The 24751-nt window shown below is 61.3% G+C and carries 19 protein-coding genes; 7 read left to right on the top strand and 12 right to left on the bottom strand.

Translation table 11 applies throughout. The features are described 5' to 3' along the window. Window positions 1-4 precede the first annotated feature (4 nt). Window positions 5-478 carry an SOS-induced cell division inhibitor SulA gene (gene sulA / locus AC09SL_RS01700; RefSeq protein ID WP_058544635.1) on the top strand — a complete coding sequence of 158 codons (474 nt, stop codon included), beginning with the start codon at window positions 5-7 and terminating at the stop codon, window positions 476-478. 71 nt (window positions 479-549) lie between these two features. On the opposite strand, the gene AC09SL_RS01695 is transcribed toward sulA, so the two are convergent. The 7 genes from AC09SL_RS01695 to AC09SL_RS01665 form a co-directional block, all read right to left on the bottom strand. Then, the gene (locus AC09SL_RS01695; protein ID WP_003183419.1) at window positions 550-783 is read right to left on the bottom strand and encodes a hypothetical protein; all 234 of its coding nucleotides are present in this window, start codon (window positions 781-783) and stop codon (window positions 550-552) included. Window positions 784-889: 106 nt separating this feature from the next. Then, window positions 890-1414, bottom strand: coding sequence for a DUF6586 family protein (locus tag AC09SL_RS01690; RefSeq protein ID WP_014339359.1), 525 nt, complete (start codon window positions 1412-1414; stop codon window positions 890-892). A 192-nt stretch (window positions 1415-1606) separates the two neighbouring features. After that, window positions 1607-4219 (bottom strand): type I DNA topoisomerase, encoded by a 2613-nt coding sequence (gene topA / locus AC09SL_RS01685; protein ID WP_058544633.1) that lies wholly within the window; start codon window positions 4217-4219, stop codon window positions 1607-1609. Between the two features lie 115 nt (window positions 4220-4334). After that, a complete protein-coding gene (locus tag AC09SL_RS01680; protein WP_058544632.1) occupies window positions 4335-4571 on the bottom strand; it encodes a DUF1653 domain-containing protein in 237 nt (78 codons plus the stop codon). Window positions 4572-4680: 109 nt separating this feature from the next. Then, window positions 4681-5856 carry an acetyl-CoA C-acyltransferase FadA gene (gene fadA / locus AC09SL_RS01675; RefSeq protein ID WP_024618393.1) on the bottom strand — a complete coding sequence of 392 codons (1176 nt, stop codon included), beginning with the start codon at window positions 5854-5856 and terminating at the stop codon, window positions 4681-4683. A 30-nt stretch (window positions 5857-5886) separates the two neighbouring features. Next, entirely contained in the window at window positions 5887-8034 is a 2148-nt protein-coding gene (fadB, locus tag AC09SL_RS01670) for a fatty acid oxidation complex subunit alpha FadB (RefSeq protein ID WP_058544631.1), read from the bottom strand. Between the two features lie 592 nt (window positions 8035-8626). After that, complete coding sequence (locus tag AC09SL_RS01665; protein WP_058544630.1) at window positions 8627-9064, bottom strand: hypothetical protein; 438 nt, start codon at window positions 9062-9064, stop codon at window positions 8627-8629. Window positions 9065-9166: 102 nt separating this feature from the next. Between AC09SL_RS01665 and AC09SL_RS01660 the strand changes: the two genes are divergently transcribed. Continuing rightward, window positions 9167-9607: a universal stress protein gene (locus tag AC09SL_RS01660; RefSeq protein WP_058544629.1), complete on the top strand. Its 441-nt coding sequence runs from the start codon at window positions 9167-9169 to the stop codon at window positions 9605-9607. A 182-nt stretch (window positions 9608-9789) separates the two neighbouring features. On the opposite strand, the gene AC09SL_RS01655 is transcribed toward AC09SL_RS01660, so the two are convergent. Further along, window positions 9790-11709 carry an ATP-binding cassette domain-containing protein gene (locus AC09SL_RS01655; protein ID WP_058544628.1) on the bottom strand — a complete coding sequence of 640 codons (1920 nt, stop codon included), beginning with the start codon at window positions 11707-11709 and terminating at the stop codon, window positions 9790-9792. Window positions 11710-11923: 214 nt separating this feature from the next. On the opposite strand from AC09SL_RS01655, the gene AC09SL_RS01650 reads away from it, so the two are divergent. Then, window positions 11924-13852: a transglycosylase SLT domain-containing protein gene (locus tag AC09SL_RS01650; RefSeq protein WP_058544627.1), complete on the top strand. Its 1929-nt coding sequence runs from the start codon at window positions 11924-11926 to the stop codon at window positions 13850-13852. Window positions 13853-13961: 109 nt separating this feature from the next. Here the strand turns inward: AC09SL_RS01650 and AC09SL_RS01645 are convergent, their stop codons facing one another. Beyond that, the gene (locus AC09SL_RS01645) at window positions 13962-15743 is read right to left on the bottom strand and encodes an ABC transporter transmembrane domain-containing protein (protein WP_165826041.1); all 1782 of its coding nucleotides are present in this window, start codon (window positions 15741-15743) and stop codon (window positions 13962-13964) included. 249 nt (window positions 15744-15992) lie between these two features. On the opposite strand from AC09SL_RS01645, the gene AC09SL_RS01640 reads away from it, so the two are divergent. Further along, window positions 15993-16172 (top strand): PA1571 family protein, encoded by a 180-nt coding sequence (locus AC09SL_RS01640; RefSeq protein ID WP_058544625.1) that lies wholly within the window; start codon window positions 15993-15995, stop codon window positions 16170-16172. A 194-nt stretch (window positions 16173-16366) separates the two neighbouring features. Here AC09SL_RS01640 and pdxB read toward each other — a convergent pair whose 3' ends face one another. Next, complete coding sequence (pdxB, locus tag AC09SL_RS01635) at window positions 16367-17509, bottom strand: 4-phosphoerythronate dehydrogenase PdxB (protein WP_058544624.1); 1143 nt, start codon at window positions 17507-17509, stop codon at window positions 16367-16369. Between the two features lie 280 nt (window positions 17510-17789). On the opposite strand from pdxB, the gene AC09SL_RS01630 reads away from it, so the two are divergent. Continuing rightward, window positions 17790-19196, top strand: a complete 1407-nt coding sequence (locus tag AC09SL_RS01630) for an MATE family efflux transporter (RefSeq protein ID WP_058544623.1) — start codon at window positions 17790-17792, stop codon at window positions 19194-19196. Here the strand turns inward: AC09SL_RS01630 and tusA are convergent. Together tusA and rlmM are read right to left on the bottom strand one after the other, a co-directional pair. Further along, a complete protein-coding gene (tusA, locus tag AC09SL_RS01625) occupies window positions 19193-19444 on the bottom strand; it encodes a sulfurtransferase TusA (RefSeq protein ID WP_014339369.1) in 252 nt (83 codons plus the stop codon). The two genes, AC09SL_RS01630 and tusA, sit on opposite strands and share 4 nt — an antisense overlap. 151 nt (window positions 19445-19595) lie before the next feature. Next, window positions 19596-20705, bottom strand: coding sequence for a 23S rRNA (cytidine(2498)-2'-O)-methyltransferase RlmM (gene rlmM, locus AC09SL_RS01620; RefSeq protein ID WP_018608570.1), 1110 nt, complete (start codon window positions 20703-20705; stop codon window positions 19596-19598). A gap of 172 nt (window positions 20706-20877) precedes the next feature. Between rlmM and acnA the strand changes: the two genes are divergently transcribed. Both acnA and AC09SL_RS01610 read left to right on the top strand, forming a co-directional pair. After that, entirely contained in the window at window positions 20878-23619 is a 2742-nt protein-coding gene (acnA, locus tag AC09SL_RS01615; RefSeq protein WP_058544622.1) for an aconitate hydratase AcnA, read from the top strand. Between the two features lie 322 nt (window positions 23620-23941). Further along, window positions 23942-24730 carry a CPBP family intramembrane glutamic endopeptidase gene (locus AC09SL_RS01610; RefSeq protein ID WP_058544621.1) on the top strand — a complete coding sequence of 263 codons (789 nt, stop codon included), beginning with the start codon at window positions 23942-23944 and terminating at the stop codon, window positions 24728-24730. The last annotated feature ends 21 nt before the right edge of the window (window positions 24731-24751 follow it).

Raw genomic sequence — 24751 nt, 5'->3', positions numbered from 1 at the left:
CTTTATGCAGTTCCCTCACACACCACAACACACACAACTTCCGCTGTTCGAGGCATTCATGGCCCAACCGCTGGCTCCAGTCCTGAAAGAGGTCATCGAGTCGCCCTGGGGCGTCGAGCCCGAGGCTTTCAGCGAACTGTCGTTACGTGGTGCGGCCGGAAACTGCCTGAACCTGCTGGCGCCGATTCTGCGAGAACTCAGCCAGGACCAGGATGCTCGCTGGCTGACGCTGATCGCACCACCGGCCAGCGTCACCCAGGCCTGGCTGCGGGATGCCGGCCTGAACCGCGAACGCATCCTGTTGTTGCAACCACGGGGCGCCCAAAGCGCCCAACAGTTGACCTGCGAGGCCTTGCGCCTGGGCCGCAGCCACACCGTGGTCAGCTGGCTCAACCCGCTAACCGCGACCGCACGGCAACAGTTGATCAGCGCCGCCCGTACCGGGGACGCACAAAGCCTGAATATTCGATTGGGCTAAGACAAACGCGGGGCTTCTCCAAGACAGAGAAGCCGACCAGTCACACTATCCAAAAAAGCCGACAGGCGGGATCAATGAAGGACCCGCGGCCCCTCTTCCTTGTTGAATTCGCCTTCAACGAGGCGACCTGCCATCTGGACGCCCACGCTCAGCATCGCCTTGGCGACTTCGACGTGCTGGCCCTGCAGGAATACCTTGGCATCTTCGGAGAAGTTCAGGGTAACCAGAGAACCCTCGTCCTCAGCCCTGCGCAGCTCGATGCGGCCATCAGGAAGTTCGACAATTTCTAGAAAGGACGTAGGCATAAAAGTCTGTTCTCCACGAAAGGCGAGGATTATATAGTCATCGGCCAGGCTCCGCTCGGGATCTTGACCAAGCGTTATCAACGAATGTAACGGGCCGAGGGAAAACTCAGCACTCGTTCAACCCTTCACGAAAGCGTATCGCCAGGCTCTTGAGGTTCTGGCGCCAGCTCTCCAGCTCCTCCCGGCTCAACTCCTGCTCGGGCTCTTGCTCGTCCAGATTGACCGCCACGATCAACGGCTGGGTCACGTCCCCCTTGGGCTTGCGCGGGGCCCGCGGCGGCTCGAACAGCGCCGCATGGGCCGCCAATAGCTTCGCCAGCCAGGTTTCCGGGTTGTGCGCCAATTCGACCATTTCGGCCAATTCCGGGATAGCGATGGTTTCCAGCACTTCACGGGTCAACAACAGCTCGGCCCGCGGCGCATTCGCTTGTGGCAGGCGATAGAAACCGGCGATTTCATGGCACAACCCCAACAATGCACCGTACAGGTGAAACAGCGCGGATTCGCGTCCTGCCTGGAGCAACGCCGGGGAATTCATCGCACGTCCATCCTCGGCCCTGGTAAGTGCTTCAAGCGACAGACCGGCGAAATAGATTTTCTGATTGGTGCGGGTATAGAGTTCGTGGGCCATGGCGGCATCTCCCCAACGAAATGAAAGCTTCACGCAAGTGTGACAGTGTCATGGATCAACCGAGGCCACTGCAAGCCAAAAACAAAAAGGCCGCATGAAAACCTGTGGGTTGTCATGCGGCCTTTTTGTACATTCGAGGCTATCAGGCTGAGGAGCCTCGTTAGCCCCGGATCGTCAAACAGGCGCCATCAATCAGCGCTTGTCTTCAACCGTCCACTTACCGCCGTCGTAGTAGGCTTTCCAGCCGGTCGGCTTGCCGTCAACTTCGGTCTGCACGTACTGCTCCTTGGTCTTGCGGCTGTAGCGAATGACCGCCGGACGTCCATCCGGGTCTTTCTGCGGCGCCTCGCAAAGGAAATGGTACTTCGGATCGATTTCGTCCTTGTGCGGCACGATTTCCATCACCAACGGCGCACGGGTCTCACGGTTTTTCGGGAACTGGCTGGCTGCCAGGAACAGGCCGGAGGCGCCGTCGCGCAGGATGTAGGTGTCGTTGACCTTCTCGCACTTGAGCTCAGGCATCTTCACCGGGTCCATCTTCGGCGGCGCCGCGTCACCGCTCTTGAGCAGCTTGCGGGTGTTCTTGCAGGTCGGGTTGGTGCAACCGAAGAACTTGCCGAAACGACCGGTCTTGAGCTGCATCTCGCTGCCACACTTGTCGCACTCCAGGCTCGGGCCTTCGTAGCCCTTGATGCGATAAGTGCCCTCTTCGATCTCGTAGCCGGCACAGTCCGGGTTGTTACCGCAGATGTGCAGCTTGCGCTTTTCATCCAGCAGGTAGGCATCCATCGCCGTGCTGCAGATCGGGCAACGATGCTTGCCGCGCAGCACCAGGGATTCCGATTCGCCCTCGTCGTCCGCGGCGATTTCGTCGCCCGGCACCAGGTTGACGGTCGCCTTGCAGCGCTCCTTGGGTGGCAAGCTATAGCCCGAGCACCCGAGGAACACGCCGGTCGAGGCGGTACGGATTTGCATCGGACGCCCGCAGGTCAGGCATGGGATGTCGGTCATGACTGGCTGGTTGGCGCGCATGCCGCTGTCAGGGCTTTCGGCCACTTCGAGCTTTTTCTTGAAGTCGCCGTAGAACTCGTCGAGAACGTTTTTCCAGTCGCGCTCGCCCTGGGCCACATCGTCGAGGTTCTCTTCCATACCGGCGGTGAAGCCGTAGTCCATCAGGTTCGAGAAGCTTTCGGACAAACGCTCGGTAACGATGTCACCCATCTTTTCCGAATAGAAGCGACGGTTGTGCAGCGCCACATAGCCGCGGTCCTGGATGGTGGAGATGATCGCTGCGTAGGTCGAAGGACGACCGATGCCGCGCTTTTCCATTTCCTTGACCAGGCTGGCTTCGGAGTAACGAGCCGGTGGCTTGGTGAAATGCTGTGTCGGATCAAGCTTGATCAGCTTCATCACGTCGCCCTGGGCCATGTCCGGCAGGACGTCGTCATCCCCAGGCTTGGTGATTTGCGGCATGACGCGGGTGTAGCCGTCGAACTTCAGGATACGGCCCTTGGCGCGCAGCTCGAAGTCGCCGGCACCGACGCTGACCGTAGTCGACAGGTATTGTGCCGGCAGCATCTGGCAGGCCAGGAACTGGCGCCAGATCAGCTCGTAGAGACGCTCGGCATCGCGTTCCATGCCCGACAGCTTGCTTGGCTCGGTATTGGCATCGGACGGACGAATCGCTTCGTGCGCCTCCTGCGCGCCTTCCTTGCTGCTGTAGACGTTCGGCGTGTCCGGCAGGTACTTCTTGCCGAACTCACTTTCTATATAAGTGCGCGCCATCGCCACGGCATCGGCCGAAAGGTTGGTCGAGTCGGTACGCATATAAGTGATGTAGCCGGCTTCGTACAGGCGCTGGGCCATCATCATGGTTTTCTTCACGCCGAAGCCCAGGCGATTGCTCGCGGCCTGTTGCAGCGTGGAGGTGATGAACGGCGCCGACGGTTTGCTGCTGGTCGGCTTGTCTTCGCGCTTGACGATGCTGTAGCTGGAAGCCTTGAGCTTCTCCAGCGCCGCCATGGCCTGGGCTTCGTTGAGCGGCTTGAAGGCTTCACCCTTCTCGCGGGCCACGTCGAAGCGCACAGTCGCGCCCTTGGCAGTGCCGAGGTCGGCGTGGACTTCCCAATACTCTTCAGGGATGAACGCACGGATTTCCCGCTCGCGTTCCACCACCAGCTTCACCGCGACCGACTGCACGCGGCCGGCCGACAGGCCGCGGGCGATCTTGGCCCACAGCAGTGGCGAGACCATGTAGCCCACCACGCGGTCGAGGAAGCGACGCGCCTGCTGGGCGTTGACCCGATCGATATCCAGCTCGCCCGGCTGGGAGAAGGCTTCCTGGATGGCCTTCTTGGTAATTTCGTTGAACACCACGCGCTTGTAGCGGCTGTCATCCCCACCAATGGCTTCGCGCAGGTGCCAGGCAATGGCTTCCCCTTCGCGGTCCAAGTCCGTCGCGAGATAGATGGTGTCGGCATCCTTGGCGAGCCGGCGCAGCTCCTCGATGACCTTTTCCTTGCCCGGGAGGATCTCGTACTTGGCTTTCCAGCCGTGCTCCGGATCGACCCCCATGCGTGAGACCAGCTGCTTGCGCGCCTTTTCTTTCGGCGACAGCGCCGGGCCTTCACCGGCAGCAGCCTTGCCGCGCTTGGCGGCTGGCTCCTTGCTGGCGCTAGCCGAACCGCTGGTGGGCAGGTCTCGGATATGGCCGATACTCGACTTCACCACGTATTGGTTGCCCAGATACTTGTTGATGGTCTTGGCCTTAGCCGGGGATTCCACAATGACCAGCGATTTGCCCATGGATCAGAAAATTCCTGAATTCTAAAAAGTGAAAGGCGGTTGGCGCCTGACGCGGCACCGCTATATATAGTGGCTGCAAGGTGAGGTCAAGCGCAGGGTTGCCCACATACCGGCCTCAAGGCTTGGAAAAAATGCTCTCCTCGGCCTGCACCAAAGCAAAGCGTGGCACCTGTTCGCCGTCAACCTCAACGGACTCCTCGAACATGCTCAAGGGACGCACCCAAAAGCCGTAATCGCCATACAGGGCTTGATAGAAGACCACTTCTTCCTCGGTCTCGGAATGCCGCGCGACACTGAATACGCGGTACTGCGGACCTTTGTAATGTTGGTAGAGCCCAGGTTGTATCGGCATGCTTGGCACTCACTCAAATTTTTTCAAAATAAAAACAAAATCTTTTTTTTACTAAACCCGAAAAAACAAAAACCGGGGCACTTGGCCCCGGCTTCCATCAACGCGACGCTTAGACGCGTTCGAAGACAGTGGCGATGCCCTGGCCGAGGCCAATGCACATGGTGGACACACCGAAGGTGCCGCCATTCTGCTTCATGACGTTGAGCAGCGTGCCGGAAATACGCGCACCGGAGCAACCGAATGGGTGACCCAAGGCGATCGCGCCGCCGTGCAGGTTAACCTTCTCGTTCATCTTGTCGAGCACTTTCAAATCTTTCAGCACTGGCAGGGCCTGTGCGGCGAAAGCTTCGTTGAGTTCGAAGAAGTCGATATCGGCAATACCCAGGCCTGCACGCTTCAAGGCTTTCTGCGTGGCCGGTACTGGACCATAGCCCATGATCGCCGGGTCCACACCCGCCACAGCCATCGAACGAATCACCGCCATCGGCTGGATACCCAGGTCCTGGGCACGCTGGGCCGACATCACGATCATGCACGAGGCACCGTCGGTGATCTGCGACGAGGTACCGGCTGTCACGGTGCCGCCCTTCGGATTGAATGCCGGCTTGAGGGCCGCCAGGCTTTCCAGGGTAGTTTCCGGACGAATGGTTTCGTCGTAGTCGAACAGCTTCAGGAAGCCGTTCTCGTCGTAGCCCTGCATCGGGATGATCTCATCCTTGAACTTGCCTTCCACGGTCGCCTTGTGGGCGAGCTGGTGGGAGCGCACGCCAAAGGCGTCCTGCTGTTCGCGGGTGATGCCGTGCATTTTGCCAAGCATTTCCGCAGTCAGGCCCATCATGCCCGAGGCTTTTGCCGCGTACAGCGACATGTGCGGGTTCGGATCGACGCCATGCATCATGCTCACGTGGCCCATGTGCTCGACACCACCGACGACGAATACGTCACCGTTGCCGGTCATGATCGCCTGGGCGGCGGTGTGCAGCGCGCTCATGGACGAACCGCACAGGCGGCTGACGGTCTGGCCCGCCGCCGTGTGAGGGATCTGGGTCATCAGCGAGGCCATGCGGGCGATGTTCCAACCCTGCTCCAGGGTCTGGTTCACACAGCCCCAGATCACGTCTTCGACTTCGTTGGGGTCGACCTTGACGTTACGCTCCAGCAGCTTGCTGATCAGGTGCGCCGACATGTCTTCGGCGCGGGTGTTGCGGTGCATGCCGCCCTTGGAGCGGCCCATCGGCGTACGACCGAAGTCGACAATCACGACGTCTCTAGGATTCAAGCTCATAAATGTTCTCTCGCTCTAGTCGTTGGGCGCTTAACCGAAGAAGCTCTGGCCGTTCTTGGCCATTTCACGCAGCTTCGCGGTCGGGTGGTACAGCGCGCCCAGATCAGCGTACTGGTCAGCCAGGGCAACGAACTCAGCCACACCGATCGAATCGATGTAGCGCAGCGCACCGCCACGGAATGGAGGGAAACCGATACCGTAGACCAGACCCATGTCGGCTTCGGCGGCGGTTTCGACAATGCCGTCTTCCAGGCAACGCACGGTTTCGAGGCACAGCGGGATCATCATCCAGTTGATGATGTCCTCGTCGGTGACTTCGCGCTGCTCGTAGACGATCGGCTTGAGCACTTCCAGCACCGACGAATCGGCGACTTTCTTCTGCTTGCCGCGCTTGTCTGTCTCGTAGGCATAGAAGCCCTTGCCGTTCTTCTGGCCCAGGCGCTTGGCTTCGTAGAGCACATCGACAGCCGAACGGCGATCGTCCTTCATGCGGTCCGGAAAGCCTTCGGCCATGACGTCGCGACCGTGGTGGCCGGTGTCGATGCCGACGACGTCCATCAGGTACGCCGGGCCCATCGGCCAGCCGAATTTTTCCATGATCTTGTCGATGCGCACGAAGTCCACACCGGCGCTGACCAGCTTGGCGAAACCGCCGAAGTACGGGAACAGCACGCGGTTGACCAAAAAGCCCGGGCAGTCGTTGACGACGATCGGGTTCTTGCCCATTTTCTTGGCGTAGGCCACGGTGGTGGCAACGGCATGTTCGCTGGACTTCTCGCCACGGATCACTTCCACCAGCGGCATCATGTGCACCGGGTTGAAGAAGTGCATGCCGACGAAGTTCTCCGGACGCTTGAGGGCCTTGGCCAGCAGCGAAATGGAGATGGTCGAGGTGTTCGAGGCCAGGATGGTGTCCTCTTTGACCTGGTCTTCGACTTCAGCCAGTACCGCCTGCTTGACCTTCGGGTTCTCGACAACGGCTTCGACCACCAGGTCGACATGGCCGAAATCGCCGTAGGACAGGGTCGGACGAATGCCGTTGAGCACTTCGGCCATCTTCGCAGCGCTCATGCGACCTTTGTCGACACGGCCGACCAGCAGCTTGGCGGCTTCGGCCAGGCCCTGCTCGATCCCGTGTTCGTTGATGTCCTTCATCAGGATCGGCGTACCTTTGGACGCCGACTGGTAGGCGATACCACCCCCCATGATGCCAGCACCGAGTACCGCAGCCTGCTTCACGTCACTGGCGATTTCGTCGTAGGCCTTGGCCTTTTTCTTCAGTTCCTGGTCATTGAGGAACAGACCGATCAGGCTTTGCGCAGCCGAGGTCTTGGCCAGCTTGACGAAGCCAGCAGCCTCGACTTCCAGGGCCTTGTCGCGACCGAAATTCGCGGCTTTCTGGATGGTCTTGATCGCTTCGACCGGCGCCGGGTAGTTCGGGCCTGCCTGGCCGGCCACGAAACCCTTGGCGGTTTCGAAGGCCATCATTTGTTCGATGGCGTTGAGTTTGAGTTTTTCCAGCTTCGGCTGACGCTTGGCCTTGTAGTCGAACTCACCGCTGATGGCGCGCTTGAGGGTTTCAAGGGCCGCTTCCTGGAGCTTGCCAGGTTCGACCACGGCATCCACTGCACCCACTTTCAGCGCATCTTCAGCACGGTTTTCCTTGCCGGCGGCAATCCACTCGATGGCGTTGTCGGCACCGATCAGGCGCGGCAGGCGCACGGTTCCGCCGAAGCCTGGGTAGATGCCCAGCTTGACTTCCGGCAGGCCGATCTTGGCCGTGGTGGACATGACGCGGTAATCCGCCGCCAGGCACATCTCCAGGCCGCCACCCAGGGCGATGCCGTTGATGGCCACGACGGTCGGTACGTTGAGGTCTTCGAAGTCGCTGAAAATACGGTTGGCTTCGAGGTTGCCAGCGATCAGTTCGGCATCGGGCAGCTTGAAGTTGTCGACGAATTCGGTGATGTCGGCACCGACGATGAACACGTCCTTGCCGCTGCTGACGATCACACCCTTGATCGAAGCATCTGCCTTGATAGTGTCCACGGCCTGACGCAATTCATTCAGGGTTAGACGGTTGAACTTGTTGACGGACTCACCCTTGAGGTCGAATTTCAATTCGACGATGTCACTTTCAAGAGCCTTAACCGTGATGGCTTTACCTTCGTAAATCATCAACTGATCTCCACGATATGGAAGCTGAACAGTACACGTTGAACGCTGACCACTGGTTGGGCATTGACGTTTACCGTCGATGCTACGCCAATCCGCCAGGCACACCCGTCAACGCGATAGTCGGGGTCTGTAGGAGCATTCTGAAAATACAAACGCTCAATTCATACGCCCGTTTGATTTGGGTACGTCACCTTCACGGAATTTCCGACAATTGTCAATCGCCCTAAACACAGGCGTGAACGCGACTTCACGGTCATTTCCGTACCATACGGATCCGCAACACGGCGCCGCATGAGCAGCTATTCATAGGATCAATAATTAGAAAAATCGCCCTAATTCCAGACATACCGGATCCAGCCGACTACGCTGTCGGGAGCGCGATTGAACATTTGGGAGTGAAGGGCGTTACGAACGCACGCCCTGGTACGCGTTTGATTACCGGCCTGCCTGGCCAACCCGCCCGATGAGACTGTCGGGCTTTTTTATGCCTGTAGGAGCTGCCGAAGGCTGCGATCTTTCGCGTGAGACTCAATGGCCCGGGTAAAGATCGCAGCCTCGCTCCGCTCGACAGCTCCTACGCAGCTAAATTCGCTCAGGCCAGCGCCTTGAGCGTGCTGGCAATGTCCTGCAAAACAGTGGCTTCGCCCTTCTCGCCCCAGTACAAGGCGATCATTTGCCGGTCGGCTTCGACCTTATAGACGTTGGCCGGCAATTTTTCGAAATGATTGAGCAGCGCCTCATCCTGGCAGACTTCCCGCCATTGGTTGACCCACACGCCCGGCGCGGTCTGCCAATAGCTCCAGGCCGCCGGTTCCTTGCCGCGCCGGGGCCGGTGGTACTGCGCGCAAGGGTTTGGCGGCTGCTGGCCGAGCCAGTGCGGCCACTCCTGCGGCGCCAGCTGCATGGCCAGGCCCAGGCGTCGTGCCTCCATGCGCAGGGCCATGCGACCGCTCTGAACACGGGACGGACGCAACCATGCCAAGGGGCTTAACACCACCAACAGGATTGACACCACTATCCAGACCGTCATATTCGTACTCCCGAATTCTGATGAGCCCATTGAGCCATGTCGCCGTCAATGCGCTTGAAACCAGCCATACTTACCGTATTGCAATTCTCTGGAGTGCTTCCCATGTACTACGAACACATTCTGGTCGCCGTCGACCTCACTGAAGAATGCGATCCGGTCGTCAAGCGCGCCCTCGCCCTTTGTGAAGGCCGGGACACCAAGCTTTCGCTGGTGCATATCGTCGAACCGATGGCCATGGCCTTCGGTGGCGACGTCCCCATGGACCTTTCCCAGTTGCAGCAGCAGCAATTCGACCAAGCCAAGGAACGCCTTGACCGACTGATCGTGAAATACCCTGCCCTGAAAAAGGAATTCAGCCACCTGACCTACGGCCAGCCGCGCCAGGAGATCCATCACCTGGCCAAGGAACAGGGTTGCGACCTGATTGTGGTCGGCAGCCATGGTCGCCACGGCCTGGCGCTGTTGTTGGGCTCGACCGCCAACGACGTGCTGCATGGCGCGCCCTGCGACGTGCTGGCGGTGCACCTGATCAAGCGCACATGACCCCTGAACCTGTGGGAGCAAAGCTTGCTCGCGATGAAGGCATCTCGGTCTGTCGAATGACCGCGTTATCGTTCATCGCGAGCAGGCTTTGCTCCCACAGGCTCACCCCTACAGGGGAATAGCGTTTCAAATAAAAATCCCGGCGCTCATCGCTGAGCGCCAGGATTTCTTACCTCAATGAATCAAGCGTCCAGTTCAGCCCAGCGCTCGAGCAGTGCGTCCAGCTCGGCCTGCAACTGCTCCAGCTGCGCGATGACCTTGGCGGTTTCGGCAGCAGGTCGCTGGTAGAAGCCGGCCTCAGCCATCTGCGCTTGCACCGCGGCGATCTGCTGTTCCTTCGCGTCGATATCACCCGGCAGCGCCTCCAGCTCACGCTGCAGCTTGTAGCTGAGTTTCTTCTTGGCCGGTGCCGGGGCCGCTGCGGCAGCTACCGGGGCCGGCTCGGCCTTGACCACGGCCGAATTCAGGTCGGCCTTGCCGGACTTGCTCTCGGTTACTCCCAGCAGACGCGGTGAGCCGCCCTGGCGCAGCCAGTCCTGATAACCACCGACGTATTCACGCACCAGGCCTTCGCCTTCGAACACCAGCGTGCTGGTGACCACGTTGTCGAGGAATGCCCGGTCGTGACTGACCATCAGCACAGTACCGTTGAAGGTCAGCAACACCTCCTCCAGCAACTCCAGGGTTTCCACGTCCAGGTCGTTGGTCGGTTCGTCGAGCACCAGCAGGTTCGCCGGCTTGCTGAACAACTTGGCCAGCAACAGACGGGCGCGCTCGCCCCCCGACAGCGCCTTGACCGGCGTACGGGCACGCTGGGGGCTGAACAGGAAATCACCGAGGTAGCTCAGCACATGGCGACTCTGACCGTCGATGTCGATGAAATCGCGACCTTCGGCCACGTTATCGATCACGGTCTTTTCCAGGTCCAACTGATGGCGCAACTGGTCAAAGTAGGCGACGTCGATCTTCGTGCCCTCCTCCACCTTGCCATTGGTCGGCACCAGGCCGCCGAGCATCAGCTTGAGCAAGGTGGTCTTGCCAGTGCCGTTGGCACCCAGCAGGCCGATGCGATCGCCACGTTGCAGGACCATGGAAAAGTCCTTGATCAGGAACGGGCCGCCCGGGTGCGCGAAACTCACGTTCTCAAGGACCATCACCTGTTTGCCGGACTTGTCAGCGGTATCCAACTGAATGTTGGCCTTGCCGGTGCGCTCGCGACGCTCACTGCGTTCCATGCGCAAGGCCTTGAGCGCCCGCACACGGCCTTCATTGCGGGTGCGACGCGCCTTGATACCCTGGCGAATCCAGACTTCTTCCTGGGCCAGTTTCTTATCGAACAACGCGTTAGCGGTTTCTTCCGCCGCCAGCGCCGCTTCCTTGTGCACCAGGAAGCTGGCGTAGTCGCCGTTCCAGTCGATCAGGCCGCCACGGTCCAGTTCAAGGATGCGGGTCGCCAGGTTTTGCAGGAAGGAACGGTCGTGGGTGATGAACAGCACCGCCCCCTGGAAGTCCTTCAAGGCTTCTTCAAGCCAGGCAATGGCGCCGATGTCCAGGTGGTTGGTCGGTTCGTCGAGCAGCAGCAGGTCCGGCTCGGAGACCAGGGCCTGGGCCAGCAGGACGCGGCGACGCCAGCCGCCGGACAACTCGGCCAGGGTCTTGTCGGCCGGCAGTTGCAGGCGGCTCAGGGTGCTGTCGACCAATTGCTGCAGACGCCAGCCGTCTCGGGCTTCAAGGTCGTGCTGCACGTGCATCAACTTGTCCAGATCGGCATCGGTGACGATGTTCTGGCTCAGGTGGTGGTACTCGGCCAACAGCGCGCCGACACCGTCCAGGCCTTCGGCGACCACGTCGAACACAGTCCGCTCGTCGGCCACCGGCAGTTCCTGGGGTAATTCGCCGATTTTCAGGCCTGGCGCGCGCCAGACCGAGCCGTCATCGGGCTTCTGATCGCCCTTGACCAGCTTCATCATGCTGGACTTGCCAGTGCCGTTGCGGCCGATGATGCACACCCGCTCACCACGGGCGATCTGCCAGGACACCTTGTCCAACAACGGCATCGCGCCGAAAGCAAGGGACACATCGCTGAATTTGAGCAGGGTCATGAGCTTCTCCAAAAACCGGGCGCGCATTCTACCTGAGATGACGCCTCAGGGGTCCGCCAATTTCGCCACCGAAGCACTCTGCATGACAAATGTTGCGAACTTGCACCGACGGACCCGCAAAGCTTTCGCCAGCTGCTGGCAAAAGGCTAAGCTACAGACAGTTACCCTGGGTTACCCCTTGGGCTTGTCATGTTTTTTTATGCCCGGATGTCTCATGCGCAGTCGCCTTTTCAGTGTTTTATCGTGTCTTTTTGTATGTGCCACTGCCGTTCAATCCGCGCAGGCGGTGGATATCTCCACTCAACGCCAATATTACGACGAGGCCAAGCGCGCCTTGGCCAAAGGTGATTCCGGTCCCTACTTTCGCTATAGCCAGGCCCTGCGCGATTATCCGCTGGAGCCGTACCTGGCCTATGACGAGCTGACCGCCCGCCTCAAGAGCGCCAGCAACGCCGAAATCGAGAAGTTCCTCGCCGAACATGGCGACCTGCCCCAGGCCAACTGGATGAAGTTGCGCTGGCTGCGTTGGCTGAGCGAACGCGGCGATTGGGAGACCTTCGTCAAGTATTACGACCCCAAGCTCAATTTCACCGAACTGGACTGCCTTAACGCCCAGTACCAGCTCAGCCATGGCTTGAAGGCCGAAGGCTATGCCAACACCGAAAAGTTGTGGCTCTCCGCCAAATCCCAGCCCCAGGCGTGCGATGCGCTGTTCGGCCTATGGGCCTCCCAGGGCCAATTGACCGAACAGAAACGCTGGGCGCGCGTAAAACTGGCGGCCCAGGCCCGCAACTTCCCGCTGGCCAACAGCCTGGTCAGCGGCCTGACCACCCTCGCCCCCCGTGGCAAGTTGCTGGTGGACGTGGCGCAAAAGCCCGATCTGCTCAACCAGCCTTCGCGCTTCAGCCCGGCCGATGAGCCGATGGCCGATATCGTCAGCCTCGGCCTGCGTCGCCTGGCCCGCCAGGATCCGGAAAAAGCCATGGCGCTGCTGGACGGCTATGCCAGCACCATGCACTTTTCCCGGGATGAAAAAGTGGCGATCGCCCGGGAAATCGGCCTGACCCTGGCCAAGCGCTTTGACAGCCGGGCCTTGGGCGTGATGACGAAATACGACCCGGAACTGCGCGATGACACCGTTTCGGAGTGGCGCTTGCGCCTGCTGCTGCGCCTGGCTCGCTGGGACGATGCCTACAAACTGACCCGCCGCCTGCCCGAGTCGCTGGCCAGCACCAACCGTTGGCGATATTGGCAGGCCCGCACGCTGGAGCTGGCACAGCCGCAGAACCCCGAGGCGCTGGAGCTCTACAAGCATCTGGCCCGGGAACGGGATTTCTATGGCTTCCTGGCCGCCGACCGTTCCCAGTCGCCGTACTCTCTGATCAACAAGCCACTGGTAATGAGCCAGGCGCTGATCAACAAGGTTCGCAATACGCCGGGCATACGTCGGGCCCTGGAGTTCCACGCCCGCGGAGACATCGTCGACGGACGCCGCGAGTGGTATCACGTCAGTCGTCATTTCAACCGGGACGAAATGGTCGCCCAAGCCAAACTGGCCTATGACCTGAAGTGGTATTTCCCGGCCATTCGCACCATCAGCCAGGCCAAATACTGGGACGACCTGGACATCCGCTTCCCCATGGCCCACCGCGAAACCCTGGTGCGCGAGGCCAAGGTCCGTGGCCTGCATTCGAGCTGGGTGTTCGCAATCACTCGCCAGGAAAGCGCCTTCATGGACGACGCCCGCTCCGGGGTCGGCGCCACCGGCCTGATGCAATTGATGCCTGGCACCGCCAAGGAAACCGCACGCAAGTTCAGCATTCCCCTGGCCTCACCACGGCAAGTGCTGAACCCGGACAAGAACATCCAGTTAGGCGCGGCCTACCTGAGCCAGGTTCACAGCCAGTTCAACGGCAACCGCGTCCTGGCCTCGGCGGCCTACAACGCCGGCCCCGGTCGCGTGCGCCAGTGGCTGCGCGGCGCCGACCACTTGAGCTTCGATGTCTGGGTCGAAAGCATCCCATTCGACGAAACCCGCCAATACGTGCAGAACGTGTTGTCGTACTCGGTGATCTACGGTCAGAAACTCAACTCGCCGCAACCGCTGGTGGATTGGCATGAGCGGTATTTCGATGATCAGTGATTATTAGCGCAAGCTGTTGCTGAGAAGAAAAGAAATGCCCACATCGAAAGATGTGGGCATTTTTTGGTCGGTTACTCGCTCCGACAGGGGATTCATGTGGACGCCATACCTAGTCGGTTGCCGCCTCCAGCCCCACATTGAACTGCAACGCCGCCAACCGCGCATACAGCGCATTGCTGGCAACCAGCTCCTGGTGAGTGCCCACGGCAACCACTTTGCCCTGGTCCATCACCGCGATCCGGTCGGCGTTTTTCACCGTGGCCAAACGGTGGGCGATGACCAGGGTCGTGCGGTTTTTCATCAGGCTGGGCAGGGCCTGCTGGATCAGGTGTTCGCTTTGCGCATCGAGGGCGCTGGTGGCCTCATCCAGCAGCAGGATCGGAGCGTCCACCAGCAACGCCCGAGCGATGGCCAGGCGCTGGCGCTGCCCGCCGGACAGGCCCAGGCCGCCGTCGCCCAGGTGGGTCTGGTAGCCGTCGGGCATTTTTTCGATGAAGTCGTGGGCGTGGGCGATCTGCGCGGCCTCACGCACCTGCTCGGACGTCGCTTGCGGGTTGCCGTAGCGGATGTTCTCTTCGACCGTGCCGAAAAACAGCGCCGGGTTTTGTGAAACCAGGGCGAAGTGGCGGCGCAGGTCCAGCGGATCGAGTCGAGTCAACGGCACATCGTCGATCAGGATCTGCCCTTGCACCGGATCGTAGAAGCGCAGCAGCAGGTCATACACCGTCGACTTGCCTGCACCGGAAGGCCCGACCAGGGCCAGGGTCTCGCCGGCCTTGATGGTCAGGTCGAGGCCGTCGACCGCATAACTGTCCGGTCGGGAGGGATAGGAAAAACGCACGCCTTCGAGGCGCAAATCGCCCCGGACTCGCTCCGGCAAGGTGACAAGGCCTGAAGCCGGCGGCTGGATGATGTTCTGCGAACGCAGCAACTCGGCAATGCGCTCTGCCGCACCCGCCGCCCGTTGCAGCTCGCCGATCACCTCGCTCAGCGTGCCGAAGGCGCTGCCGACGATCAGGCTGTAGAACACGAACGCTGCCAGCTCACCGCCGGAAATCCGCCCGGCGATGACGTCCATGCCCCCGACCCAGAGCATCACCCCCACCGCGCCCAGCACCAGCACGATCACCAGGGTGATCAGCCAGGCACGCTGGGCGATGCGCTTGCGGGCGGTGTCGAAGGCCTGCTCCACGGTCACGGAAAAACGTTGTTCATCCTGGACCTGATGGTTGTAGGCCTGCACGGTCTTGATCTGGCCGAGGGTTTCGGAGACGTAGCTGCCGACATCGGCAATGCGGTCCTGGCTCTGGCGCGACAAACTGCGCACCCGACGACCAAAGACCAGGATCGGCGCCAATACCAGCGGCAGGGCAATCACCACGATGCTGGTCAGCTTGGGGTTGGTGATGAATAGCAACACGATGCCGCCGACCACCATCAAGGCGTTGCGCAAAAACAACGACAGCGACGAACCGATCACCGATTGCAGCAAGGTCGTATCGGCGGTCAGCCGCGACTGGATTTCCGAACTGCGGTTGTTTTCGTAGAAGCCGGGGTGCAAGTACACCAGGTGGTTGAAGACCTGCCGCCGGATATCGGCCACCACCCGCTCGCCGATCCAGGACACCAGGTAAAAACGTGAAAACGTCCCGATCGCCAACCCGACCACCAGCACCATGAACAGGCCGATGGATTGATTGAGCAGATGCGGCGAGCGGGTCATGAAGCCCTGGTCCACCAGCAACCGGATGCCTTGGCCCATGGACAAGGTAATACCGGCAGTGACAATCAGAGCCAGCAAGGCGCCGGCGACCTGTTTGCGGTAAGGGGCGATGAAGCCACTGGCCAGGCGTATGGCACGGCGATGTCGGGAAGAAAGCATCAAGGGCATCCGATAATGCAGCAGGAAAAAGGCCGGCCAGCGACGCCAAAGCGTAGCGGAACCAAATTGAATCAGAATGAGTCAGGTTAAATATGACCACTACGACTAGTGGCTAGATGTTATCGGTCTAAAGTCCGGCTGGAAACGCAACTGTGTTTCTGATTGAGTGGAGATGTCGCCATGAACCTACAAGGAGTGTCATGGCTCGGTCACCTGGCGACATTAAAGTAGGCACACAACCTGATGAGGAGACAGGCCATGTCCTTGCAACACAGCAGCGACGACAAGATTCAAGTAATCCGCACGCAACCGGACCAGTCCCTGGGCTGCTCGTTCATCGATGCCCAAGGGCGCGAAGTACCGATCACCGAAGACATGATCCGCAAATCCTGCAGCGAGCTGGAAAAACGACTGGTCAAGCCTGCCGAACAACAGTGATACAGCCCGTCTCGATTGGACCCGACCTTGATGTCGGGTTTTTTATGCCTGTTGATTTTGCAGGTTTTGGGCCAGGCTTTTGTGGCGAGGGAGCTTGCTCCCGCTGGGTTGCGAAGCAACCCCAGTTTCCAAAAAGCGACGACTGCTGCGCAGCCGGGCGGGAGCAAGCTCCCTCGCCACAATAGCGCTCCGCGCTAGATGGCAGTGGCACCCAGCGCCGTCACGATCTGTTGCAAGACCGCCGACTGCCCGTCGATACAAACCTTCAAGCTGTCGATTTCCCGCCGTGGTGGATAATGCTTGCGCAAGGCATCGAACGCGCTGCGTTGTTCGCCGACCGTGCCCACCAGGCTGCGGCGAAAGTTCGCGTCGTCGCCACGGGGGTCGTACACGCTCCGACACAGCGCCGCCAACGCCCATGCCGGGTCGGTTCCGGCGTCCAGGGTGATGCCACCCAGCCAGGGCCGAGGCAGCAGGTCGCTGAGGCTGACTTCAACCGGTCGCTCCAGGAAAGCGCACAAGGCCTGGTAGATCTGGGCAGTGCCACGCTGGCGGCCATCGAGGCTGTAACCGGCAATGTGCGGTGTGGCAATCACGCACAAGTCGGCCAGGTCCACATCCACGGTGGGCTCCTGCTCCCAGACATCCAGCACCGCTTGCAGGTCTTCGCGCTCCAGCAACACTTCGCGTAGCGCGGCATTGTCGATCACCGGGCCGCGGGCCGCATTGATCAGCCAGGTCCCGGGCTTGAGCTGGTTCAGACGCGCTTCGTCGAACAGGTGCCAGGTCGGTTGCTCGCCGTCGCGGGTCAACGGTGTGTGCAGGCTGATCACATCGCACTGCTCGATGATCTGCTCCAGGCTCACATAGTCGCCCCCCTCGGCGGCCTGACGCGGCGGATCGCAGACTTTCACGGTCCAGCCCAGCCCCTTGAGCACCTCGATCAACCGCCCGCCCACCTGGCCGGCACCGACCACGCCGAAGGTGCGCTGCTTGAGGTCCGCGCCTTCGATTTCAGCCAGGGTCATCAGGCTGCCCAGTACATAGTCCACCACGCCACGGGCATTGCAGCCTGGCGCACTGGCCCAGCGGATACCGGCCTCGGCAAGATAGTCCAGGTCCAGGTGATCGGTGCCGATGGTGCAGGTGCCGACGAAGCGCACCTTGCTGCCTTCCAGCAGGGCCCGATTGACTTGGCTGACCGAACGCACCAACAGCACATCGGCTTGCTCAACCATCGTCCGGTCGATCCCCCGGCCCGGTACCCGGCGGATTTCACCAAAACCTTGGAAAAACGCATCAAGCAGGGGGATGTTTTCGTCAGCGACGATCAGCATGGCAGAGCTCCTTTGGCGGGAGGGGCAGTGTAGGCGTTCCGTTGGGCCTGTGCATTACCCGAAGCGAATGTTGTGGCGAGGGGATTTATGTGGGAGCAAAGCTTGCTCGCGATGCAGGCGCCTCGGTTCCCAAGGAGACCGCGTCATCTTCATCGCGGGCAAGCCTTGCTCCCACAGGCGAAAGAACGATTACAAATCCACAACACAGGTTTTTTCCTGACCACTGCGTCAAGGCGTAGAATTCGCCGCCTTGCGCTTAACCTTTTCGGACGCTTGCCCTGTGAATCCTGTCATCGACGCCCCCACCACCACCCTCTCCCGCCCGGCACGGGTTCGCCTGGAACTCAGGACCCTGCTGGCCCTGGCGTTGCCGATCATGGTGGCGCAACTGGCAACCACTGCCATGGGGTTCGTCGATGCAGTGATGGCCGGCCGGGTCGGCCCACGGGACCTGGCGGCCGTGGCCCTGGGCAACTCGATCTGGGTGCCGGTGTTCCTGTTGATGACCGGCACATTGCTGGCAACCACGCCGAAAGTTGCCCAGCGCTTCGGCGCCGGTACGTTCGACGAAATCGGGCCGCTGGTGCGCCAGGCGCTGTGGCTGGCATTGGTGGTGGGGTTGATCGCGACGCTGGCGCTGCTCAGCGCCGAGCCGATCCTGCACATCATGAATGTGGACCCCGAACTGATCGGCCCATGCATGGAATACCTGCGGGGCATCGGCACGGGCCTGCCGGCCGTGGCGCTGTATCACGTACTGCGCTGCTTCAGCGACGGCCTGGGGCGCACGCGGCCGGCGATGGTGTTGGGGTTGTGCGGGCTGGCGCTGAACATTCCGCTCAATTACATCTTCATCTATGGGCACCTGGGCGTGCCCGCCATGGGCGGCGTTGGTTGTGGCTGGGCCACGGCCATCGTGATGTGGGTCATGGCCCTGGGCATGGCCGGTTGGGCCCGGTGGGCGCCGGCCTATCAGTCGAGTCGGTTGTTCAGCCGTTTCGACTGGCCGCAATGGGCGGTCATCAAACGCCTGCTGGGCATCGGCTTGCCGATTGGCATTGCGGTGTTCGCCGAGTCGAGTATTTTCGCGGTGATCGCGCTGCTGATCGGCAGCCTCGGCGCCACGGTGGTGGCCGGGCACCAGATCGCCCTGAACTTCAGCTCCCTGGTGTTCATGATCCCCTACTCCCTGGGCATGGCCGTCACGGTGCGAGTCGGCCAGGCCCTGGGCCGTCGCCAGCCGCGCGAAGCGCGCTTCGCTGCTGGGGTGGGCATGGGCACGGCCCTGGCGTACGCCTGCCTGTCGGCGAGCCTGATGTTCGCACTGCGCGGGCCTATCGCGGCGATCTATACCGCCGATCCGGTGGTGATCGACGTGGCTTCGATGCTGATCGTCTACGCGGCGCTGTTCCAGTTTTCCGACGCGATCCAGGTCACGGCGGCAGGCGCGTTGCGCGGCTTCCAGGACACTCGGGTGACGATGATCCTGACCCTGTTCGCCTATTGGGGCATCGGCCTGCCGGTGGGTTACGCCCTGGGCCTGACCGACAGGCTCGGTGCCGCCAGCGGCCCGAGCGGGTTGTGGCAAGGCCTGATCGTAGGCTTGAGCTGCGCGGCGCTGATGCTGTCGATCCGCCTGGCACGCAGCGCGCGCAAGCAGATCCGCCTCAGCCGTTCGACGGGTTAAGCGAGTTTCTTGCGGATCCAGTAGAGGTAAGTGCCCGCTTCCTCCTGCTGGGCCACCAGTTCGTGGTCCAGGAACACGCAAAACTTGGGGATGTCGCGGCGAGTCGAGGGGTCGGTGGCGATCACTTTCAGCAGCCCACCAGGGACCAGGTCGCGGATGTGCTGGTGCAGCATCATCACCGGTTCCGGGCAATTGAGACCCGTGGCATCCAGCGTGCCGTCGACCGGCGTGTCGTTCATTTCACTCATGTTCTACTCCTGAAGCTGGCCGGCATTGTCGCGCAATGTCGGTTCTGAGCAAAGCCTGTGGAATCGCAAACAGGTGGAAGCAAAACTATGGGAGCAGGACCGTGGGAGCAAGGCTTGCCCGCGATGCAGGCACCTCGATCTCCGGACCGCGTCATCGTTCATCGCGAGCAAGCTTTGCTCCCACAGCTTTGCTCCCACGGGGCTTTTTCGTGTCCAGCCGCCGCAGATGGCACGTCACTTCCTCGCGGTCGTGGTACAGCTGCTTGCAACCGATCTCGACCTTGATCCCCCGAGCCTTGAAACCCTCGGCAATGCGTTCGAGCAGGCGCTTGACCTCGGCATAACGCTGTTTCATCGGCAGCTTGAGGTTGACCACGGCCTCGCGACAATGGCCCTCGCCGATCCACTCTTCCAGCATCGCCGCGTTGCGCGCCGGTTTCTCGACGATGTCGCAGACCATCCAGTCCACCGGCTGCTTGGGCTTGAACGTGAAGCCGTCCGCCATCAGGTGCTGCACCAGACCGGTGTCCATCAGGCTTTCGGCCATCGGGCCATTGTCGATGGCTGTCACCAGCATGCCCCGGTTGACCAACTGCCAGGTCCAGCCGCCCGGCGCGGCGCCGAGGTCCACGCCGGTCATGTCGCTGTGCAGGCGCTCGTCCCACTGGTCCCGGGGGATGAAGTGGTGCCAGGCCTCTTCAAGCTTGAGGGTGGAGCGGCTCGGCGCTTCCCGGGGAAATTTCAGGCGGGGAATGCCCATGGGCCACATCGCCGAGTTATCGGATTCGGCCAGGCCCAGGAACACTTCGCGGCCGCTCTTGAAGGTCAGCAGCAGGCGCGGCTTGCGTGGGTCGTCCACCAGCTTGCCGGCGCCAATCAGCGCCTTGCGCAAGGGGCCTTCGAACTTTTTGCAGAAGTTCGACAATTCCTTGCCGTCGTTGGTATCCACCACCTCCAGCCACAGGCTGCCACAGGTCGGGAAAGCGGCCATGTGGGCCAGGATGACGCTGATGCGATCGGTTTCCGGCAAATCGATGAAAGTACCGCGCGCCCACTGGCGCGGAAAAATCAGTTCGGCGAAACGCTGGCCGCCCATCAGCCGCTCGGCGCCGTCGTCTTCGGTGCAGACAAATTCAGCACAGGCACTGGCCGGTTTGGCCTTGGCGTAGCCGGCCACGTTGAGCCGGGCCGCGTGTTCGGCGATCTCGGAACAGACCTCGCCTTCGAAGCCCGGGCGGCAGTGCATGAAAAGCGTATTCATTGAAACTCCGTAGCAAAGCCTGTCACGAAAACCGCCGCATGATAGCGGACTTCGGAACCCCGAACCTGCCCATAGAGTCCAGTGATTAGTCATACGCTCAAAACAGGGCTAGGTTAAAGGCTCTGTCCGTCCCGTCAGTCCGTAGCCGTGCGGACTCAAAGGAGTGATTTCAATGCCGTCCCTCGATAGCCTGAAAACCCTTAAAACACTGCAAGTCGACGCCAGGACCTACCACTACTTCAGCCTGCCGGATGCCGCCCGAAGCCTGGGCGACCTGGACAAACTGCCCATGTCGTTGAAGGTACTGCTGGAAAACCTGCTGCGTTGGGAAGATGAAAAAACCGTCACCGGCACCGACCTCAAGGCCCTGGCCGGGTGGCTCAAGGAACGCCGCTCCGACCGCGAGATTCAATACCGCCCCGCCCGGGTGTTGATGCAGGATTTCACCGGCGTCCCCGCCGTGGTCGACCTGGCCGCCATGCGCGCCGCCATGGAAAAGGCCGGCGGCGATCCTCAGCGGATCAACCCGCTGTCGCCGGTGGACCTGGTGATCGACCACTCGGTGATGGTGGACAAATTCGCCAGCAGCCAGGCGTTCGAGCAGAACGTCGACATCGAAATGCAACGCAACGGTGAACGCTACGCCTTCCTGCGCTGGGGCCAGAGCGCTTTCGACAACTTCAGCGTGGTGCCACCGGGCACCGGCATCTGCCATCAGGTCAACCTCGAATACCTGGGCCGCACCGTGTGGACCAAAGAGGAAGACGGTCTCACCTACGCGTTCCCGGACACCCTGGTGGGCACCGATTCGCACACTACCATGATCAATGGCCTCGGCGTGCTGGGCTGGGGCGTCGGCGGGATCGAGGCGGAAGCGGCCATGCTCGGCCAACCGGTGTCGATGCTGATTCCCGAGGTCATCGGCTTCAAACTCGTCGGCAAGCTGCGCGAAGGCATCACCGCCACCGACCTGGTGCTGACCGTCACGCAGATGCTGCGCAAGAAAGGCGTGGTGGGCAAGTTCGTCGAGTTCTATGGCGACGGTCTTGCCGACCTGCCCCTGGCCGACCGCGCCACCATCGCCAACATGGCTCCGGAATACGGCGCCACCTGCGGTTTCTTCCCGGTGGACGAGGTGACCCTGGACTACCTGCGTCTGTCGGGAAGGCCGACGGAAACAGTGAAACTGGTGGAAGCCTATTGCAAGGCCCAGGGCCTGTGGCGCTTGCCCGGCCAGGAACCGGTGTTCACCGACACCCTGGAGCTGGACATGGGCAGCGTCGAAGCCAGCCTCGCCGGGCCGAAACGCCCTCAGGACCGGGTTTCGCTGCCGAACGTCGGTCAGGCTTTCAGCGACTTCCTGGGGTTGCAGGTCAAACCCACCAGCAAAGAAGAAGGTCGCCTGGAAAGTGAAGGTGGCGGTGGCGTCGCGGTGGGCAATGCCGACCAGGTGGGCGAAGCCGAATACGAATTCGAAGGCCACACCCATCGCCTGAAAAACGGCGCGGTGGTAATCGCCGCCATCACCTCGTGCACCAACACCTCCAACCCCAGCGTGATGATGGCCGCCGGGCTGCTGGCCAAAAAAGCCGTGGAAAAAGGCCTGACCCGCAAGCCCTGGGTCAAGAGTTCCCTGGCCCCGGGCTCCAAGGTGGTCACCGATTACTACAAGGCCGCCGGCCTGACCGAATACCTGGATAAACTCGGTTTCGACCTGGTGGGCTATGGCTGCACCACCTGCATCGGCAACTCCGGGCCGTTGCCGGAGCCCATCGAAAAAGCCATCCAGAAAGCCGACCTGACCGTGGCCTCGGTATTGTCGGGCAACCGCAACTTCGAAGGCCGGGTGCACCCACTGGTGAAGACCAACTGGCTGGCCTCCCCGCCGCTGGTGGTCGCCTATGCCCTGGCCGGCACGGTGCGCATCGACATCAGCAGCGAGCCGCTGGGCAACGACCGGGACGGCAAGCCGGTGTACCTGCGGGACATCTGGCCCAGCAGCCAGGAAGTGGCCGCCGCCGTGGCCCAGGTCAACACCAGCATGTTCCACAAGGAATACGCCGCCGTGTTTGCCGGTGACGAGCAATGGCAGGCCATCGAAGTGCCGCAAGCGGCGACTTACGTCTGGCAGGACGACTCGACCTATATCCAGCACCCGCCATTCTTCGACGACATCGGCGGCCCGCCACCGGCCATCAGGAACGTCGAGGGTGCCCGGGTCCTGGCCCTGCTGGGGGACTCGGTGACCACCGACCACATCTCCCCGGCCGGCAACATCAAGACGGACAGCCCGGCCGGTCGCTACTTGCGCGAACAGGGCGTGGAGCCGCGAGACTTCAACTCCTACGGTTCCAGGCGCGGCAACCACCAAGTGATGATGCGCGGCACCTTCGCCAATATCCGCATTCGTAACGAAATGCTCGACGGCGAAGAAGGCGGCAACACGATCTACATTCCCAGCGGCGAACGAATGCCGATCTACGACGCCGCCATGCTGTACCAGGCCACGGGCACGCCCCTGGTGGTGATCGCCGGCCAGGAATATGGCACCGGGTCGAGCCGGGACTGGGCCGCCAAGGGCACGAACCTGCTCGGGGTCAAGGCAGTGATCGCCGAAAGCTTCGAGCGCATCCATCGCTCCAACCTGGTGGGCATGGGCGTACTGCCATTGCAGTTCAAGCTCGACCAGAACCGCAAGAGCCTGAACCTCACGGGCAAGGAAACCTTGGACATCCTGGGACTCAATGACGTCGAACTGACGCCGCGCATGAACCTGCCCCTGGTCATCACCCGCGAGGACGGCAGCCAGGAGCGAATCGAAGTGCTGTGCCGGATCGATACCTTGAATGAAGTGGAGTATTTCAAGGCCGGCGGGATTCTTCACTATGTCTTGCGGCAGTTGATTGCCGGTTAAAGATAAGCACCCACTGTGAGCGAGCTTGCTCGCGATAGCGGTCGATCAGCCAATATCGATGTTGACTGACAAGTCCCTATCGCGAGCAAGCCCGCTCCCACAGCTTCTGCGGCTTACTGACCGTTATTAGCGTTTTAACAGGCGGTGTTTTTATATCAGCCTGCCTATAATCCCGCCGACGCTCACGGGACAGAGTCTGCCAACTGCTTGCTCTCCTGCGCATGAACCTGCATGGACGCAAATGTGCTCTTTGCGCGACACGGTGGCGTCGAACACCCGACGGCCGCCCTCGCCCAGAGCGCTCCTGCTAAAAGGATGCTGTATGCCTGCTTTACCCTGGCTTCACCTGGCCCTTCTCTCCACAGGCTACTGTCTGGCGCTGGTCTACGGCCATTTGGCCTGGACGGCGGTCATCTCGGTCGCGCTGCTGTTGTTCGCCGGGTATGCGGTTCGCCAGCAGCAAACGCCGGTAGGCCAGTTTCTCGGGCATGCCTTGTTCCTGGTCATGGCCCTGGCACTGGCCCTGCATTGGATGCCTGGCTTCTTCAATGGGCGGGTGATCCCGGCGCAACGCCTGACCGACGATGCCGCGCCGTTTGCCATGTACCTGAACCAGGACAAGCCGCTGATCGGTTTCTGGCTGTTGCTGGCCTGCCCCTGGATCGTCGGCCGACGATCGTTGCGCCTGTCGGTCCTGGCCACGGCACAGGGCCTGGCATTGAGCGCGGTGCTGGCCCTCGGCGGGGCGGTGCTGCTGGGCATGATCCATTGGGCACCCAAATGGCCGGATCACGCCTGGATATGGGTGCTCAATAATCTTTTATTGGTGACGCTGGTGGAGGAAGCGCTGTTTCGTGGCTACATTCAGGGGGGCTTGAGCCGGCGCTTCAAACACCTGAATTACGGTGACAACCTGGCGCTGCTCCTGGCCTCGCTGCTGTTCGGCCTGGTACACGCTGGCGCAGGTTGGCAATGGGTGTTGCTGTCGGGCCTGGCGGGGGTCGGCTACGGCCTGGCGTATCGTTTCGGCGGCCTGGGCGCGGCGATTGCCACGCATTTTTTCCTCAACCTGCTTCATTTCGCCCTATTTACCTACCCGATGCTGGCGTGATAGCGACAAGCAAAAATAACT

This window comes from Pseudomonas sp. PF05, from assembly GCF_056521845.1.
The sequence above is the reverse complement of the archived record's forward strand: the minus strand, read 5'-3'. Positions and strand labels throughout refer to the sequence as shown.